This is a genomic window from Pseudomonas sp. C5pp (assembly GCF_000814065.1).
GTDB lineage: Bacteria > Pseudomonadota > Gammaproteobacteria > Pseudomonadales > Pseudomonadaceae > Aquipseudomonas > Aquipseudomonas asiatica.
Map to the genome: position 1 here is coordinate 265,991 of NZ_JWLN01000003.1, position 13,223 is coordinate 279,213.

Consider the following 13,223-nt stretch of genomic DNA (forward strand, 5'->3'; position numbering starts at 1 on the left):
CAAACAAGGAGGCGCAAAACCATGCAATCGACCGTGATTGGCCTGGATGATTTCAACGCAACTGATTTCAATGCAACTGGGGCACTGCATGCTCACCGGGTCAGCGACCTGTCCGATGTGTTCTGCGAGCCGTTGGCCATGACGTCCGCTTATACCTTCGCTTCAGCGAAAGAAGCTTGCGAGCGCTTCAGCGGGCAACAGCAGGGCAATGTATACAGCCGGTTCACCAACCCGACCGTGCAAGCGTTTGAAAGCCGTGTGGCAGCGCTCGAACACGCTGAAAGCGCAGTGGCGTTCGCTTCTGGTATGGGCGCTTTCACCGCGCTTTGTCACGGCTTTCTCCAGCAAGGCGACAACATCGTCTGCAGCCGGGACGTGTTCGGCACTACGGTCAATGCCTTCAGCTACTACATGGCCCGTTTCGGGATCGAGGCCCGATTCGTCGATTTGACAGACCTGGCGCAGTGGAAGTCAGCAATCGACGGCAGGACCCGCCTGGTGGTGTTGGAGTCGCCCTCCAATCCGCTGCTGAAAATTGGTGATATCCGCGCCATAAGCATGCTGGCACATGAAAAAGGGGCATTGCTGGTGGTGGACAACACCTTGCTGACCCCGGTTTTTCAGCGGCCACACACGCTGGGAGCGGACCTGGTCATCCACTCCGCTGGCAAGTACATGGATGGCCAGGGGCGTGCATTGGCGGGCGTCGTGACCGGTTCGCAAAGCCTCCTGCAGGTGTTGCGGGGTGTTCTGCGTACCTTGGGCATTTCTTGCAGCCCGTTCAACGCCTGGCTGCTGCTCAAAAGCCTGGAAACCCTCGAAGTCAGGATGATGCGGGCGCAGGAGAGTGCCTTTGAGCTGGCACGCTGGCTTATGGATCAGGACCTGGTGACTGCAGTCCATTACACCGGCCTTGAACACCACCCCCAGCATGCATTGGCGTGCCGCCAGCAGGACGGCCATGGCGGGCTATTGGCTTTCGAGATCGTCGGGGGCCAGGCCGCAGCCTGGCAATGGATTGACCAACTGCGTTGTGTGGCGCGCTGTACCAACATCGGCGACACCCGCAGCATGGTCACGCATCCGGCCACAACCACACACGGGCGGTTGGACGCACAGGCACGCCAACAGGCGGGTATCTCGGATGGTTTGATCAGGTTGTGTGTCGGCCTGGAGCGTGTTGACGATATCAAGGCCGACCTGCAACAGGCCTTCCAGGCCGTGTCCTCGCAAAGGTCCATGGTAGCGACGGCCGGCCGTGCCCAAAACGCGGTGTTCAATGGCTGAACTGCTCGCTTCAGGATTCGGCATCGGCGTGTTCGCCGTGGGGGTGCAGATCCTTGCATTGATCGCGGTGTATGGCACGGCCTGCGCGAAGGAGGTGCGTTTTTATGCCGTGGCTTTTGTGCTGGCGAGTTGCGTGATGACAGGTATGGCGATGCTCGACCCGTTGGCATTCACGCAATGGCATGTTGATGGCCTGGCACTAATGACGATGTGCGGCTGATGCCGGGCGCCGTCAATTTTCGATAACGGGTGCCGGTTCAACACCCGCTCATGACGTTCAGGGGTAACCAGATGTTAAAAGTAATGGCCATCAGTTTGGTGCTGGGCTGTGCCCTTCAGTTCGCAACGGCCCGGGCTGAGGTCGCCGCCACCGATAGCGGTACCGTTGCCACTGTCAGCAAACGGTTGGTCTCTTTCTATAGTCAGCCACTGCCATCCGCCGGCAAGGCGATACCGATTCGGGTTCCGGCTGTATTGTCGCTGCCGGCCAACGCTGCGGGCCCGGTACCGGCGGTGATCATCCTGCATGGCTCGGCGGGCATGGATTCGCGCGGCCCGTTGCATGGCGGCGACCTCAATGCCCGCGGCATCGCTACGCTGGAGTTGGATATGTGGGGCGCGCGCAGGCTTGCGGGCGGTGCACAAGGGCGGCCACCACGCGTGCACGATACCCTGCCGGACCTGGCAGGCGCCCTGGCTTACCTGGCCAAGCAACCCGGTGTCGATGACAAACGCGTTGGCGTACTCGGGTTTTCCTGGGGGGGCGTACAGGCCGTGCTCGCCGCCTCTGCTCCCATCAATGACGAACTGGAGAAAGCATCAGGCGTACGCCCCATCTCGATGGCCGCGTTCTACCCCGTGTGTTGGGGTTACAACCGTGTGCCAGGTTATACCTTCAAGCATCTGGCCCCGGCGCGCTTGCTGGTGCTGGTGGGCGAAAACGACCAGTACGACGATGACCCGCGTGCCTGTTCGTCGCTGATTTCAAACCTGCCCAGCGAAGACCAGGCGCGGGCGCAGGTGCTGGTGTACCCCGGCGCAGAGCACGGCTTCAATGGGTTGGAGGCTGCACAGGAGTATCAGGACCCGTTCCTGCACCGTGGTCAGGGAGGCGTGGGGCGTTCGGCACCTGACCCGGCAGCGCGCGACGCTTCGCGCCGGGCCGTGGTGGAGTTTTTCACCGAAAGCTTCGCCCCGACTGCGATAAGCGAGCGGTAGCAGCGCAAAGATCTAGGCGCCCTCGTGAGCCAGAGCATGGCGAAACTGCAGTGGCGGCTGCGGCATTTCCTGGCGCCATGCCAGGCGAAAGGCATGGCTGCTGCCGTAGCCGCAACGCTCGGCGATCTGTTCCACGTTGAGATGGCTGCCGCGCAAAAGCTCACGGGCCAGGTCGATGCGTTGGGCGCGCAGGTAGTTCTGCAGTGTCTGGCCGGTATTATCGCGAAACAGCCGCGCCAGGTGCCGGTAGCTCACATTGAACTGGCTGGCCAGTTGTTCGAAGCTGAAGTTGGTACCCAGGTGTGCATCCATGTAGTCCTGGGCTGCATGCACCAACGGGTGGATATGGTTGCGCGCCAGGTCTGCCGCGCGCAGTTGCACATCTTCGCCGGCGCGGCGACGGTAGATGACCAGTTCCTGCGCCACCTGGTTGGCTACTACCTTGCCAAATTGCAGGCTGACGATGTGCAGAGCCAGGTCGGTTCCGCTGGACACGCCTGCCGAGGTGAACACGCCATCGTCCTCGACGAACAGGCGGTTTTCCAGCACCTTGGCTGCTGGGTAGCGCGTTCGAAGCAAGTCGACGTAACGATGGTGCGTGGTGCATTGCCGACCATCCAGCAAGCCAGCTTCGCCCAGCAGAAACGCACCGGTGCATATGGAGCACAGCTTTATATCCGGCGTTTGCCTGACCACCTTCGCCAGCCACCGGGCTGTGGCGGTCAATATCGCGGTTTCGGCAGGTGTCGCAGAGAGCTTGTTGCCCACCACGAACAGCAAGTCCTGCGGTGCCAGCCGGTCAGGCAACTGGTGCAGGCCACTCAGTGTCACTCCCTGAAAACTGCTGACTTGTTGTCTGGCGGCTATGCAACGTACGTTGACCGGTGCCAGCTGGAGTTCCTCGAGGCTGGCCATGATTTGTAACGGGCCACCGAGATCAAGGATGTGGGTGCCCGGGAGCAGCAAGAACCAGATGGTACGCATTACAGTATTCCTTACATCGCCAAGCGCCTGACCTTGAACGGCACGTTACCAATATGGCGCAAAAAGGCAATTTGCATGGATACCGTGGCGGTCAGGCGCCTTCGCCACCGGGCAGCAGCCTTCCGAGCAGCGGTGGGGTTGCGCCTGGAGCGTCAGGTTCGTCATCGAAGCCCGCAGGCACTTTGCCCCGCAGGTGCCAGGCAAAGGCGATGATTTCGGCGATGGTCAGGTACAGCGCCTCCGGTATCTGGTCCCCCAGCTCCAGGCGCGCCAGCAGACGCACCAGCTCGGCATTTTCGTAGATCGGCACCTCGTGTTCCCGGGCCAATGCCAGGATGGCCTCGGCCAGCGCATCGTCGCCCTTGGCGGTGAGGGTAGGGGCTTGCTGCCCGTCGTAGAACAGGGCAATCGCTTGCCGTGCAGGTTGGTGCGTCATGCGTTCTCATCCACCCAACGTTGTTCTACCCGCGTACGCGGGCCTTGTGGGGGGATACCAGGATGGCATTCCAGATCACCCACATCCAGGCCCCGCGCCAACAGGCGTTCGCGCAAGCTGCCGAGCTGGCTGTCGATCAGCCGGGCTGTCGCCTCGCGTTCCGCCCAAAGCTGGCCACCCAGGCGGCCTTGGCTCAGTTGTGCCTGGACCTGAAGCGGGCCAAGGGGCGAGAGGTCGAAAGCCAGCTCGATACGCCACAGGGCTTGCAGCGGGTCGGCTGCTTCCTGCTGGCGGTCGGCCTGCTGTTGTGGCGTTTCCTCGCGTTGCAGCTTGACCTGCAACGGGATGAACTCCTGGCCGTGACGGATCGGCACTTCGGTTTGCCAGGTGGTCTGCAGGTTGCCGTTTTCCAGGGTACCGGTTTGTTGCAGGCTGCTCATGGCATGGCTTTGCAGGCGCGATACGGCAGCGGCGGCCAGGCGTAGCAGTTGTTGCAGGTCGCCTTCGTCTTCCATGGCTTTGAGCAGGCGCGACGGCAGCGGGAATGCGCCCGGCTGCGGTTTAGGGCTGACCCGTTCGAGCATGCCCAGCGCGCTGCGGGCCAGGGCTGGCATGGTAACGGCCAGGCTGGCGGGCGCCAGGTTGGGCGCTCCGGGTACGCTTGTCGGCGTGATGGTGATCAGCCGCAGCAAGTGCGCCTTGAGGTCGGTGGCGACGCTGGCCGGGAAACCGCCCAGCAGTTTGGCTTCGAGAAAGGCACCGCTGTTGTTCAGGGCCTGCGCCACTGCCTTGGCATCACCCAGTTGCCGGGCTTCTGGCAGGCTCGCCAGCAGGCGTTCGGCGCTGGCTCGCAATTCGCCATCGGCACCCGGGTCGCGGGCCACCTGTTGCAGGACATTGAGCAGGCCGGGCAGCGAAGCCTGGCGGTTTTGCTGAGTCAGCAACTGCTGGGCAATGCTGAGCTGGTCCTGGCGGCCGCTGAGCGGTACGAAACGCAGCGACTGGTCGCCTTGCACCAGCGCGCTGAGCAGGCTGCCAACGGCCAGCGGGCGCGGGCTGTCCACGCTCAGGGTAGCGCCGGCCTGGGCGCTGTTGAGCAGGCTGACCAGCGCCCGGTAGACGGCTGGCTGGCCGGGCGCCTGGGCCAGCGCCTGGTTGGTCAGGACCTTGCCCTGCAGCAGGGTGCCGACCGGCACTTTGCTGGTGTCCAGTTGGGTAAGGGTGGCGACCTGGCTGGCGCTGGCCTGCTGCAGCATGATCGCCAGGCGGTTGCTTTCGGTCTGGCTGACCGTGACCTGGCTGCCCTGGGGCAGGGGCTGGCTGGCGCTGGCTTGCAGCTGGGTCTGGGTGCCGTTGGCCTGCATCAGCCGCAGCACCAGCTGAAAATCCTGGCCCACCTGGCGCAACGACATGACCTCGGCCTGCGCGGTCTCGCCGGGGGCCATCAAGCCGGGTTGCGGTTGTGTCAGGCGCAGCAGTTCGCCGGTCATGCCCGCCTTGATGGCCTGGGGGCTGATTGCGGTTTGTGCGCCGAGACTATTGATTTCAGTCATGATTGTATACAACCTGTCGAACCCGCCCTCTTGGCAGCGCGGCGGCGCGTGTAATAATGCCGGCCGTCCGTCGTTGCCAGTATAACGGCAGCGAGGGGGGCGACTTGAGATACAGGGCTAGAGGTCGGCGTCGCCTGCTTCGCGGGTGAACCCGCTCCTACAAGGGTTTGCGCAGCTTTCAAACCCTGCGTTGAACCTGTGGGAGCGGGTTTACCCGCGAAGCAGGCGACGCCGACCTCTAGCCCTACAAAGATAAGGCGAAACCGTGACCCTTCACCTCCAAGCCGCGGGCCTGGCCTGCGAGCGCGACTGGCGCCTGCTGTTCGAGCACCTCGCTTTCGAGCTGCGGCCCGGCGACATGCTGCAGATCAGCGGCCCCAACGGCAGCGGCAAGACCAGCCTGCTGCGCTTGCTGGCCGGCCTGATGCAGCCGACGGCCGGGCAGATCCTGCTGGGTGGCAAGCCACTGGCCGAGCAGCGCCACGCCCTGGCCAGCATCCTGTTGTGGATCGGCCATGCAGCGGGCATCAAGGACCTGCTCACCGCCGAGGAGAACCTCACCTGGCTGTGCGCCCTGCACCAGCCGGCCAGCCGCGAGGCGATCTGGGCGGCACTGGCGGCCGTCGGCCTGCGTGGTTTCGAAGACGTGCCCTGCCACACCCTGTCTGCCGGCCAGCAGCGCCGCGTGGCCCTGGCCCGGCTGTACCTGGCCAGCCCACCGCTGTGGATCCTCGACGAACCCTTCACCGCCCTCGACAAGCAGGGCGTGGCGCAGCTCGAGGCGCACCTGGCGGCCCACTGCGAGCAGGGCGGCACGGTAGTGCTGACCACCCACCACACGCTGGAACGCAAACCCTCCGGTTACCGTGAACTGAACCTGGGGCAATGGGCGGCATGAGCGTATTCATCCTGTTGTTGCGCCGCGAAGCGCGCCTGCTGTTCCGCCGCCCGGCCGAGCTGGCCAACCCGTTGGTGTTCTTCGCCATCGTGGTTGCGTTGTTCCCGCTGGCAGTCGGCCCGGAAAGCCAATTGTTGCAAACCTTGTCGCCAGGCCTGGTCTGGGTGGCGGCACTGCTGGCGGTGCTGTTGTCGCTGGATGGCCTGTTCCGCAGCGATTTCGAGGATGGCTCGCTGGAACAGTGGGTGCTGTCGCCGCACCCGTTGGCGCTTCTGGTGCTGGCCAAGGTGCTGGCACACTGGATCTTTTCCGGGCTGGCGCTGGTATTGTTGGCGCCGCTGCTGGCGCTGATGCTGGGCCTGCCGAGCCATTGCCTGCCGGTGCTGCTCGGTTCGCTGCTGCTGGGTACGCCCGTGCTGAGCCTTTTGGGCGCGGTGGGCGCGGCGCTGACAGTCGGTCTGAAACGCGGCGGTTTGCTGCTGGCATTGCTGATTCTGCCGTTGTATATCCCTGTATTGATCCTGGGCAGTGGTGCGTTGCAAGCGGCGTTGCAGAATATGCCGGCAACCGGCCACCTGCTCTGGCTCGCCAGCCTGACGGCCCTGGCCGTGACCCTGGCACCCTTTGCGATAGCGGCCGGCCTGAAGATCAGCGTCGGCGAATAACGAGTCCCGGGCTTTCAAGCCCGGCCAATACCCTGGATGTACCCTGATGAAAATAAGCTGGACGTGGTTCCACAAGCTGGGCTCCCCCAAATGGTTCTATGCCATCAGCGGCCGCATGCTGCCGTGGCTTGCCGGCGCTGCCGTGCTCCTGCTGCTGGTCGGCATCACCTGGGGCCTGGCATTCGCCCCCCAGGACTACCAGCAAGGCAACAGCTTCCGCATCATCTACATCCACGTGCCGGCGGCGATGCTGGCGCAGTCCTGCTACGTGCTGCTGGCAGTGGCCGGGGTGGTGGGGCTGGTATGGAAGATGAAACTGGCCGACGTCGCCTTGCAATGCGCGGCCCCCATCGGTGCCTGGATGACCGCCGTGGCACTGGTCACCGGGGCCATCTGGGGCAAGCCCACCTGGGGAAGCTGGTGGGTCTGGGATGCCCGGCTGACGTCCATGCTCATCCTGTTGTTCCTGTACTTCGGCATTATTGCGCTGGGCCAGGCAATCAGTAATCGTGACAGTGCAGCCAAGGCCTGTGCGGTACTGGCGATCGTCGGCGTGGTGAACATCCCGATCATCAAGTACTCGGTGGAGTGGTGGAACACCCTGCACCAGGGCGCCACCTTCACCCTCACCGAAAAGCCGGCGATGCCCGCAGAAATGTGGTTGCCGCTGCTGTGCACGGCGCTGGGCTTCTACTGCTTCTTTGGCGCGGTGCTGTTGCTGCGCATGCGCCTTGAAGTACTCAAGCGCGAAGCGCGCGCCAGTTGGGTCAAGGATGAAGTATTGAACAGCCTGGGGCGGAGGGCCGCACAATGAGTTTCGCCACCTTCGGTGACTTTCTCGCCATGGGCCACCATGGCCTGTACGTGTGGACGGCCTATGGCATCTGCCTGGCGGTGCTGGCGCTGAATGTCGCCACGCCCGTGCTGGCCCGCCGTCGCTACCTGCAAGATGAGGCGCGCCGTTTGCGCCGGGAGAACAACCAGTGAATCCGCAGCGCAAGAAACGCCTGTTGCTCATCGTCGGCCTGCTGGTCGGCGTCGGGGTTGCCGTCGGCTTTGCCTTGAGCGCATTGCAGCAAAACATCAACCTGTTCTACACCCCGACCCAGATCGCCAACGGCGAAGCGCCGCTGGACACCCGCATCCGCGCCGGCGGCATGGTCGAGAAAGGTTCGGTACAGCGTTCGTCCGATTCGCTGGACGTGCGTTTCGTGGTCACTGACTTCAACAAGTCGGTGCCGATCACCTACCGTGGCATCCTCCCCGACCTGTTCCGCGAAGGGCAGGGCATCGTCGCCCTCGGCAAGCTCAACGCCGATGGCGTGGTGGTGGCCGATGAAGTACTGGCCAAGCACGACGAGAAGTACATGCCGCCTGAGGTTACCAAGGCCCTGAAGGAAAGCGGCCAGGCCGCCACCGGCGGGGAGGCCAGGCCATGAACGCGGCGCTGGTGATCCCCGAACTCGGCCAGCTGGCGATGATCCTGGCCATCTGCTTTGCCGCCGTGCAGGCCAGCGTGCCGCTGCTCGGCGCCTGGCGTGGCGACAGCCTGTGGATGAGCCTGGCGCGGCCGGCGGCCTGGGGGCAGTTCGCCTTCCTGGCCTTTGCCTTCGCCTGCCTGACCCATGCCTTCATGACCGACAACTTCTCGGTCGCCTATGTGGCCAGCAACTCCAACAGCGCCTTGCCCTGGTACTACAAGTTCAGTGCCGTGTGGGGGGCGCACGAAGGTTCGCTGCTGCTGTGGGCGCTGATCCTCGGCGGCTGGACCTTCGCCGTATCGGTGTTCTCGCGGCAGTTGCCGCAGGTGATGCTGGCCCGCGTGCTGGCGGTAATGGGCATGATCAGCGTGGGCTTCCTGAGCTTCCTGATCATCACCTCCAACCCGTTCCAGCGCCTGCTGCCGCAGGTGCCGACCGATGGCCGCGACCTCAACCCGCTGTTGCAGGACTTTGGCCTGATCGTCCACCCGCCGATGCTGTACATGGGCTACGTCGGGTTCTCGGTGGCCTTCGCCTTCGCCATCGCCGCCTTGCTCGGTGGCCGCCTGGACGCCGCCTGGGCGCGCTGGTCGCGGCCCTGGACGATCGTTGCCTGGGCCTTCCTCGGTGTCGGCATTACCCTGGGTTCGTGGTGGGCCTACTATGAACTGGGCTGGGGTGGCTGGTGGTTCTGGGACCCGGTGGAAAACGCCTCGTTCATGCCTTGGCTGGTGGGTACGGCGCTGATCCACTCGCTGGCGGTGACCGAAAAGCGCGGGGTATTCAAGAGCTGGACCGTGCTGCTGGCGATCGCCGCGTTCTCGCTGAGCCTGCTGGGTACCTTCCTGGTGCGCTCCGGTGTCCTGACCTCGGTGCATGCGTTTGCCGCCGACCCGTCGCGGGGCATTTTCATCCTGATCTTCCTGCTGTTCGTGGTCGGTGGTTCGCTCACTCTGTTCGCCCTGCGCGCACCGGTGGTCAAGAGCCAGGTCGGCTTTGCCCTGTGGTCGCGCGAGACGCTGCTGCTGGCCAACAACCTGGTGCTGGTAGTGGCGGCCTCGATGATTCTGCTCGGCACCCTCTACCCGCTGGTGCTCGATGCGTTGACCGGTGCCAAGCTGTCGGTCGGCCCACCGTATTTCGACGCCTTGTTCCTGCCGCTGATGGCACTGCTGATGGTGGTGCTGGGCGTGGGCGTGGTGGTGCGCTGGAAAGACACCCCCGGCAAATGGCTGGCCAGCATGATGACCCCGGTGCTGCTTGGCAGCGCCATCCTCGCGCCGGTGGCAGGCTTTATCGTCGACGACTTCGACTGGCCGACCCTGACCGCCTTCGCCCTGGCCGCCTGGGTGGTGCTTGGCGGGCTGCGCGACATTCTCGACAAGACCCGTCACAAAGGCCTGCTCAAGGGCCTGCCTGGCCTGGGTCGCAGCTACTGGGGCATGCAGCTGGCGCACCTGGGCCTGGCGGTGTGCGCGCTGGGCGTGGTGCTGTCGAGCAACAACAGCGCCGAACGCGACCTGCGCATGGCGCCGGGCGAGAGCGTGGAACTGGGCGGTTACCACTTCCTGTTCCAGGGGGCCCGGCACTTCGAAGGGCCGAATTTCATTTCCGACAAGGGCACCGTGGTGGTCAGCCGCGATGGCCGTGAAGTGACCACCCTGCACCCGGAGAAGCGCCTGTACACCGTGCAGCAGTCGATGATGACCGAAGCCGGCATCGACGCCGGCTTTACCCGCGACCTGTACGTCGCCCTCGGCGAGCCGCTGGAGAACGGCGCCTGGGCAGTACGCGTGCATATCAAGCCTTACGTCCGCTGGATCTGGCTGGGCGGTCTGCTGACCGGCCTGGGCGGGTTGCTGGCGGCCCTCGACCGGCGCTATCGCGTCAAGGTCAAGACCCGGGTGCGTGATGCCCTGGGCGTGTCTGGAGCAGCTGCATGAAGCGTTGGATCATGGTAGTCCCTCTGGCGGTATTCCTGCTGGTGGCGGTGTTCCTCTACAAAGGGCTGTTCCTCAAGCCCGATGAGCTGCCCTCGGCAATGATCGGCAAGCCGTTCCCGGCGTTTTCCCTGGCCTCGACCCAGGGCGACCGTACCCTGACCGAGGCCGACTTGCGTGGCCGCCCGGCACTGGTCAACGTGTGGGCCACCTGGTGCCCGTCGTGCAAGGTAGAGCACCCGTACCTGAACCAGCTGGCCCAGCAGGGCGTGGTGATCCACGGCGTCAACTACAAGGACGACAATGCGGCGGCCTTGAAGTGGCTGGCCGAGTTCCACAACCCTTACCAGCTGGACATTCGTGACGAGCAGGGCAGCCTGGGCCTGGACCTGGGCGTGTATGGCGCGCCGGAAACCTTCCTGATCGATGCCAAGGGCATCATCCGCTACAAGCACGTGGGCGTGGTCGATGCCACGGTCTGGCGTGAGCAGCTGGCGCCGCTGTACCAGGGCCTGGTCGACGAGGCCAAGCCATGAAGCGGGGGCTGGCAGCTGCCGTGCTGGGGCTCTTCATGGGCTTGAGCCTGGCAGGCGTGGCCAAGGCGGCCATCGACACCTACCAGTTCCGCGACGATGCCGAGCGTGAGCGCTACCAGCAGCTGACCAAGGAGCTCCGCTGCCCCAAGTGCCAGAACCAGGACATCGCCGACTCCAACGCGCCGATTGCCGCCGACCTGCGTCGGGAAATCTTCCGCATGCTCGGCGAGGGCAAGAGCAACCAGCAGATCGTCGACTTCATGGTCGACCGCTATGGCGACTTCGTGCGCTACAAGCCGGCGCTCAGCGGGCGTACCTGGCTGCTGTGGTTCGGCCCGGGGATTTTGCTGGCTGGTGGTTTCGTGGTGCTGGCGCTGATCGTGCGCCGGCGCCGCAGTGCGGCCGTGCAGGGCGCCAATGAGTTGTCCGCCGAAGAACGCGAGCGTCTCGCCAAATTGCTGGAAAAAGAACAGACCCATGATTGAATTCTGGCTTAGCGCGGGCCTGCTGCTGCTCGCTGCCCTCAGCTTCCTGCTGATCCCGATCCTGCGTGGCCGTGGCCGCCAGCAGGAAGAAGACCGCACCGCCCTGAACGTGGCCCTGTACCAGGAGCGCGTCGCCGAACTGGCTGCCCAGCAGGCCGCTGGCGTGCTCGACGAGGCGCAAATGGCCAAGGGCCGCGACGAGGCCGCCCGTGAGCTGCTGGCGGATACCGAAGGTGCCGAGGCCCCGCGCCAGGGGCACCTGGGCAAGGCCCTGCCGTTGCTGGCGGCGTTGCTGGTGCCGCTGCTGGCATTGGGGCTGTACCTGCATTTCGGCGCGGCCGACAAGGTTGAGCTGACCCAGGAGTTTGCCGAAGCGCCCAAATCGATGGAAGAAATGACTGCCCGCCTGGAGCGGGTGGTGCAGGCCCAGCCGGATTCGGCCGAGGCCGTGTACTTCCTGGGCCGAGCCTACATGGCCGAGCAGCGCCCCGCCGATGCCGCGCGTACCTTCGAGCGCGCCGTGGCCCTGGCCGGTCGCCAGCCCGAATTGCTCGGGCAGTGGGCACAGGCGCTGTACTTCGCTGCCGACAAGAAATGGAGCCCGCAGCTGCAGGCGCTGACTGACGAGGCGCTGAAAGCCGACCCCAACGAAGTGACCAGCCTGGGGCTGCGTGGTATCGCTGCCTTCGAGGGCGAGCGTTACCAGGAAGCCATCGAATACTGGAAGCGCCTGCTGGCGCAGCTGCCGGAAGGTGATGCCTCGCGTGCGGCGCTGCAGGGTGGTATCGACCGCGCTGCCGAGCGCCTGGGCGGTTCGCCGGGGCAGGCTGCGGCGCCCGTGGCGGCTCGCTTGAAGGTGCGCGTGGAACTGGCTGCGGCGTTGAAAGACAAGGTCAAGCCTGACGACACGGTGTTCATCTTCGCCCGCGCCAGCAATGGCCCACCCATGCCGCTGGCGGCCAAGCGGGTGACCGTGGCGCAGTTGCCGATCGAGGTGGAACTGTCCGATGCTGACGCCATGATGCCGCAGATGAAACTGTCGGACTTTGCCGAAGTCCAACTCGTTGCACGTGTATCACGCGCTGGCCAGCCAACCCATGGCGAGTGGATTGGCCAGGGCACGCCATTGCCCAGCGCCACCCAGGCCATCCAGCACCTGACCATCGACAGCCCCGACCCGTAAGAGAGCAATGCCATGCACAGCATCGTCCGCCTGACCCTGATCACCCTGGCCCTGGGTTTGTCTGCGTGTACGGTGCATGAGCCGTACGAGCAGCCCGAACCACCGATCGAGCGCCTGCCGCCGCCGGGGCCGGCGGTCAAGCCCTTGCCGGACAGGCAGCCGGCCCCCGCGCCGAGCAAGCCCGCGGCCACGCCCAAGCCGATGCCTCGCACCTCGGCCAGCTTCGCGCCGCCACCTGGCGGGGCGAGCCATTGGGACCCGAAGCTGGGTGTGTATGTGCTGGAGAAGAAGCCCAATACCTTCTACCGCCAGCGGACCTACTACCGCTTCAACAACGGCTGGAGCTGGTCGCTGAGCCCGGATGGACCGTGGCAGGAGACTGACAGCAGCGGTGTGCCGGGTGGTCTGGGGCGTGCGTTCGCCCAATAATTGCAACGTTGCCGTTGCCGTTGCCGTTGCCGTTGCCGTTGCCGTTGCTTTTGCTTTTAAGCGCGCGGTAGTCCAGGCGCCGCCGATTGCGACTTCAGGAGGCCGAGCGAAGGGACTGCGGAGGGAGG

16 protein-coding genes are annotated in these 13,223 nt (G+C 64.7%); 13 read left to right on the plus strand and 3 right to left on the minus strand.

Annotated features, from left to right (window positions below; genetic code table 11):
- Window positions 1-21 precede the first annotated feature (21 nt).
- The 3 genes from RR51_RS04190 to RR51_RS04200 all read left to right on the plus strand — a co-directional run bounded on the left by RR51_RS04190 (window position 22) and on the right by RR51_RS04200 (window position 2,505).
- Window positions 22-1,287, plus strand: coding sequence for an aminotransferase class I/II-fold pyridoxal phosphate-dependent enzyme (locus RR51_RS04190; protein WP_039612708.1), 1,266 nt, complete (start codon window positions 22-24; stop codon window positions 1,285-1,287).
- Window positions 1,280-1,507 (plus strand): hypothetical protein, encoded by a 228-nt coding sequence (locus tag RR51_RS04195; protein WP_003257320.1) that lies wholly within the window; start codon window positions 1,280-1,282, stop codon window positions 1,505-1,507. Before RR51_RS04190 ends, RR51_RS04195 begins: the two co-directional genes overlap by 8 nt.
- 83 nt (window positions 1,508-1,590) lie before the next feature.
- The gene (locus RR51_RS04200) at window positions 1,591-2,505 is read left to right on the plus strand and encodes a dienelactone hydrolase family protein (protein ID WP_177328640.1); all 915 of its coding nucleotides are present in this window, start codon (window positions 1,591-1,593) and stop codon (window positions 2,503-2,505) included.
- 12 nt (window positions 2,506-2,517) lie between these two features.
- Here RR51_RS04200 and RR51_RS04205 read toward each other — a convergent pair whose 3' ends face one another.
- The 3 genes from RR51_RS04205 to fliK form a co-directional block, all read right to left on the minus strand.
- A complete protein-coding gene (locus RR51_RS04205) occupies window positions 2,518-3,489 on the minus strand; it encodes a GlxA family transcriptional regulator (RefSeq protein ID WP_039612710.1) in 972 nt (323 codons plus the stop codon).
- Window positions 3,490-3,580: 91 nt separating this feature from the next.
- Complete coding sequence (locus RR51_RS04210; protein WP_039612711.1) at window positions 3,581-3,925, minus strand: EscU/YscU/HrcU family type III secretion system export apparatus switch protein; 345 nt, start codon at window positions 3,923-3,925, stop codon at window positions 3,581-3,583.
- Window positions 3,922-5,478, minus strand: coding sequence for a flagellar hook-length control protein FliK (gene fliK / locus RR51_RS04215; protein WP_039612712.1), 1,557 nt, complete (start codon window positions 5,476-5,478; stop codon window positions 3,922-3,924). The genes RR51_RS04210 and fliK overlap by 4 nt, the downstream gene beginning before the upstream one ends.
- A gap of 265 nt (window positions 5,479-5,743) precedes the next feature.
- On the opposite strand from fliK, the gene ccmA reads away from it, so the two are divergent.
- From ccmA to RR51_RS04265, 10 genes are read left to right on the plus strand one after another with little or no spacing between them, the layout of a single operon-like run.
- Window positions 5,744-6,376 (plus strand): cytochrome c biogenesis heme-transporting ATPase CcmA, encoded by a 633-nt coding sequence (gene ccmA, locus RR51_RS04220; RefSeq protein ID WP_013973564.1) that lies wholly within the window; start codon window positions 5,744-5,746, stop codon window positions 6,374-6,376.
- Complete coding sequence (gene ccmB / locus RR51_RS04225) at window positions 6,364-7,041, plus strand: heme exporter protein CcmB (RefSeq protein ID WP_013973563.1); 678 nt, start codon at window positions 6,364-6,366, stop codon at window positions 7,039-7,041. Before ccmA ends, ccmB begins: the two co-directional genes overlap by 13 nt.
- 46 nt (window positions 7,042-7,087) lie before the next feature.
- Window positions 7,088-7,855, plus strand: a complete 768-nt coding sequence (locus RR51_RS04230; protein ID WP_012273476.1) for a heme ABC transporter permease — start codon at window positions 7,088-7,090, stop codon at window positions 7,853-7,855.
- Window positions 7,852-8,028 (plus strand): heme exporter protein CcmD, encoded by a 177-nt coding sequence (gene ccmD / locus RR51_RS04235; RefSeq protein WP_003257324.1) that lies wholly within the window; start codon window positions 7,852-7,854, stop codon window positions 8,026-8,028. Before RR51_RS04230 ends, ccmD begins: the two co-directional genes overlap by 4 nt.
- On the plus strand, window positions 8,025-8,480 hold the full coding sequence (gene ccmE / locus RR51_RS04240) for a cytochrome c maturation protein CcmE (RefSeq protein ID WP_015271187.1): 456 nt from the start codon (window positions 8,025-8,027) through the stop codon (window positions 8,478-8,480). The genes ccmD and ccmE overlap by 4 nt, the downstream gene beginning before the upstream one ends.
- Window positions 8,481-8,491: 11 nt before the next feature.
- The gene (locus tag RR51_RS04245; protein ID WP_015271186.1) at window positions 8,492-10,465 is read left to right on the plus strand and encodes a heme lyase CcmF/NrfE family subunit; all 1,974 of its coding nucleotides are present in this window, start codon (window positions 8,492-8,494) and stop codon (window positions 10,463-10,465) included.
- Window positions 10,462-10,998, plus strand: coding sequence for a DsbE family thiol:disulfide interchange protein (locus RR51_RS04250; RefSeq protein ID WP_023663391.1), 537 nt, complete (start codon window positions 10,462-10,464; stop codon window positions 10,996-10,998). The genes RR51_RS04245 and RR51_RS04250 overlap by 4 nt, the downstream gene beginning before the upstream one ends.
- Complete coding sequence (locus RR51_RS04255) at window positions 10,995-11,483, plus strand: cytochrome c-type biogenesis protein (RefSeq protein WP_003257333.1); 489 nt, start codon at window positions 10,995-10,997, stop codon at window positions 11,481-11,483. Before RR51_RS04250 ends, RR51_RS04255 begins: the two co-directional genes overlap by 4 nt.
- The gene (gene ccmI, locus RR51_RS04260; protein WP_039612713.1) at window positions 11,476-12,666 is read left to right on the plus strand and encodes a c-type cytochrome biogenesis protein CcmI; all 1,191 of its coding nucleotides are present in this window, start codon (window positions 11,476-11,478) and stop codon (window positions 12,664-12,666) included. Before RR51_RS04255 ends, ccmI begins: the two co-directional genes overlap by 8 nt.
- 12 nt (window positions 12,667-12,678) lie before the next feature.
- On the plus strand, window positions 12,679-13,095 hold the full coding sequence (locus RR51_RS04265; RefSeq protein ID WP_013973557.1) for a hypothetical protein: 417 nt from the start codon (window positions 12,679-12,681) through the stop codon (window positions 13,093-13,095).
- Window positions 13,096-13,223 lie beyond the last annotated feature (128 nt).

Bases quoted from the DNA above. Each gene is read 5' to 3' on its own strand.
- RR51_RS04200 (WP_177328640.1), top strand. From the start codon at position 1,591: ATGGCCATCAGTTTGGTGCTGGGCTGTGCCCTTCAGTTCGCAACGGCC.
- RR51_RS04205 (WP_039612710.1), bottom strand. From the start codon at position 3,489: ATGCGTACCATCTGGTTCTTGCTGCTCCCGGGCACCCACATCCTTGAT.
- RR51_RS04195 (WP_003257320.1), top strand. From the start codon at position 1,280: ATGGCTGAACTGCTCGCTTCAGGATTCGGCATCGGCGTGTTCGCCGTG.
- RR51_RS04190 (WP_039612708.1), top strand. From the start codon at position 22: ATGCAATCGACCGTGATTGGCCTGGATGATTTCAACGCAACTGATTTC.
- ccmI (WP_039612713.1), top strand. From the start codon at position 11,476: ATGATTGAATTCTGGCTTAGCGCGGGCCTGCTGCTGCTCGCTGCCCTC.
- fliK (WP_039612712.1), bottom strand. From the start codon at position 5,478: ATGACTGAAATCAATAGTCTCGGCGCACAAACCGCAATCAGCCCCCAG.
- ccmD (WP_003257324.1), top strand. From the start codon at position 7,852: ATGAGTTTCGCCACCTTCGGTGACTTTCTCGCCATGGGCCACCATGGC.
- RR51_RS04230 (WP_012273476.1), top strand. From the start codon at position 7,088: ATGAAAATAAGCTGGACGTGGTTCCACAAGCTGGGCTCCCCCAAATGG.
- RR51_RS04255 (WP_003257333.1), top strand. From the start codon at position 10,995: ATGAAGCGGGGGCTGGCAGCTGCCGTGCTGGGGCTCTTCATGGGCTTG.
- RR51_RS04265 (WP_013973557.1), top strand. From the start codon at position 12,679: ATGCACAGCATCGTCCGCCTGACCCTGATCACCCTGGCCCTGGGTTTG.
- RR51_RS04210 (WP_039612711.1), bottom strand. From the start codon at position 3,925: ATGACGCACCAACCTGCACGGCAAGCGATTGCCCTGTTCTACGACGGG.
- ccmB (WP_013973563.1), top strand. From the start codon at position 6,364: ATGGGCGGCATGAGCGTATTCATCCTGTTGTTGCGCCGCGAAGCGCGC.
- RR51_RS04250 (WP_023663391.1), top strand. From the start codon at position 10,462: ATGAAGCGTTGGATCATGGTAGTCCCTCTGGCGGTATTCCTGCTGGTG.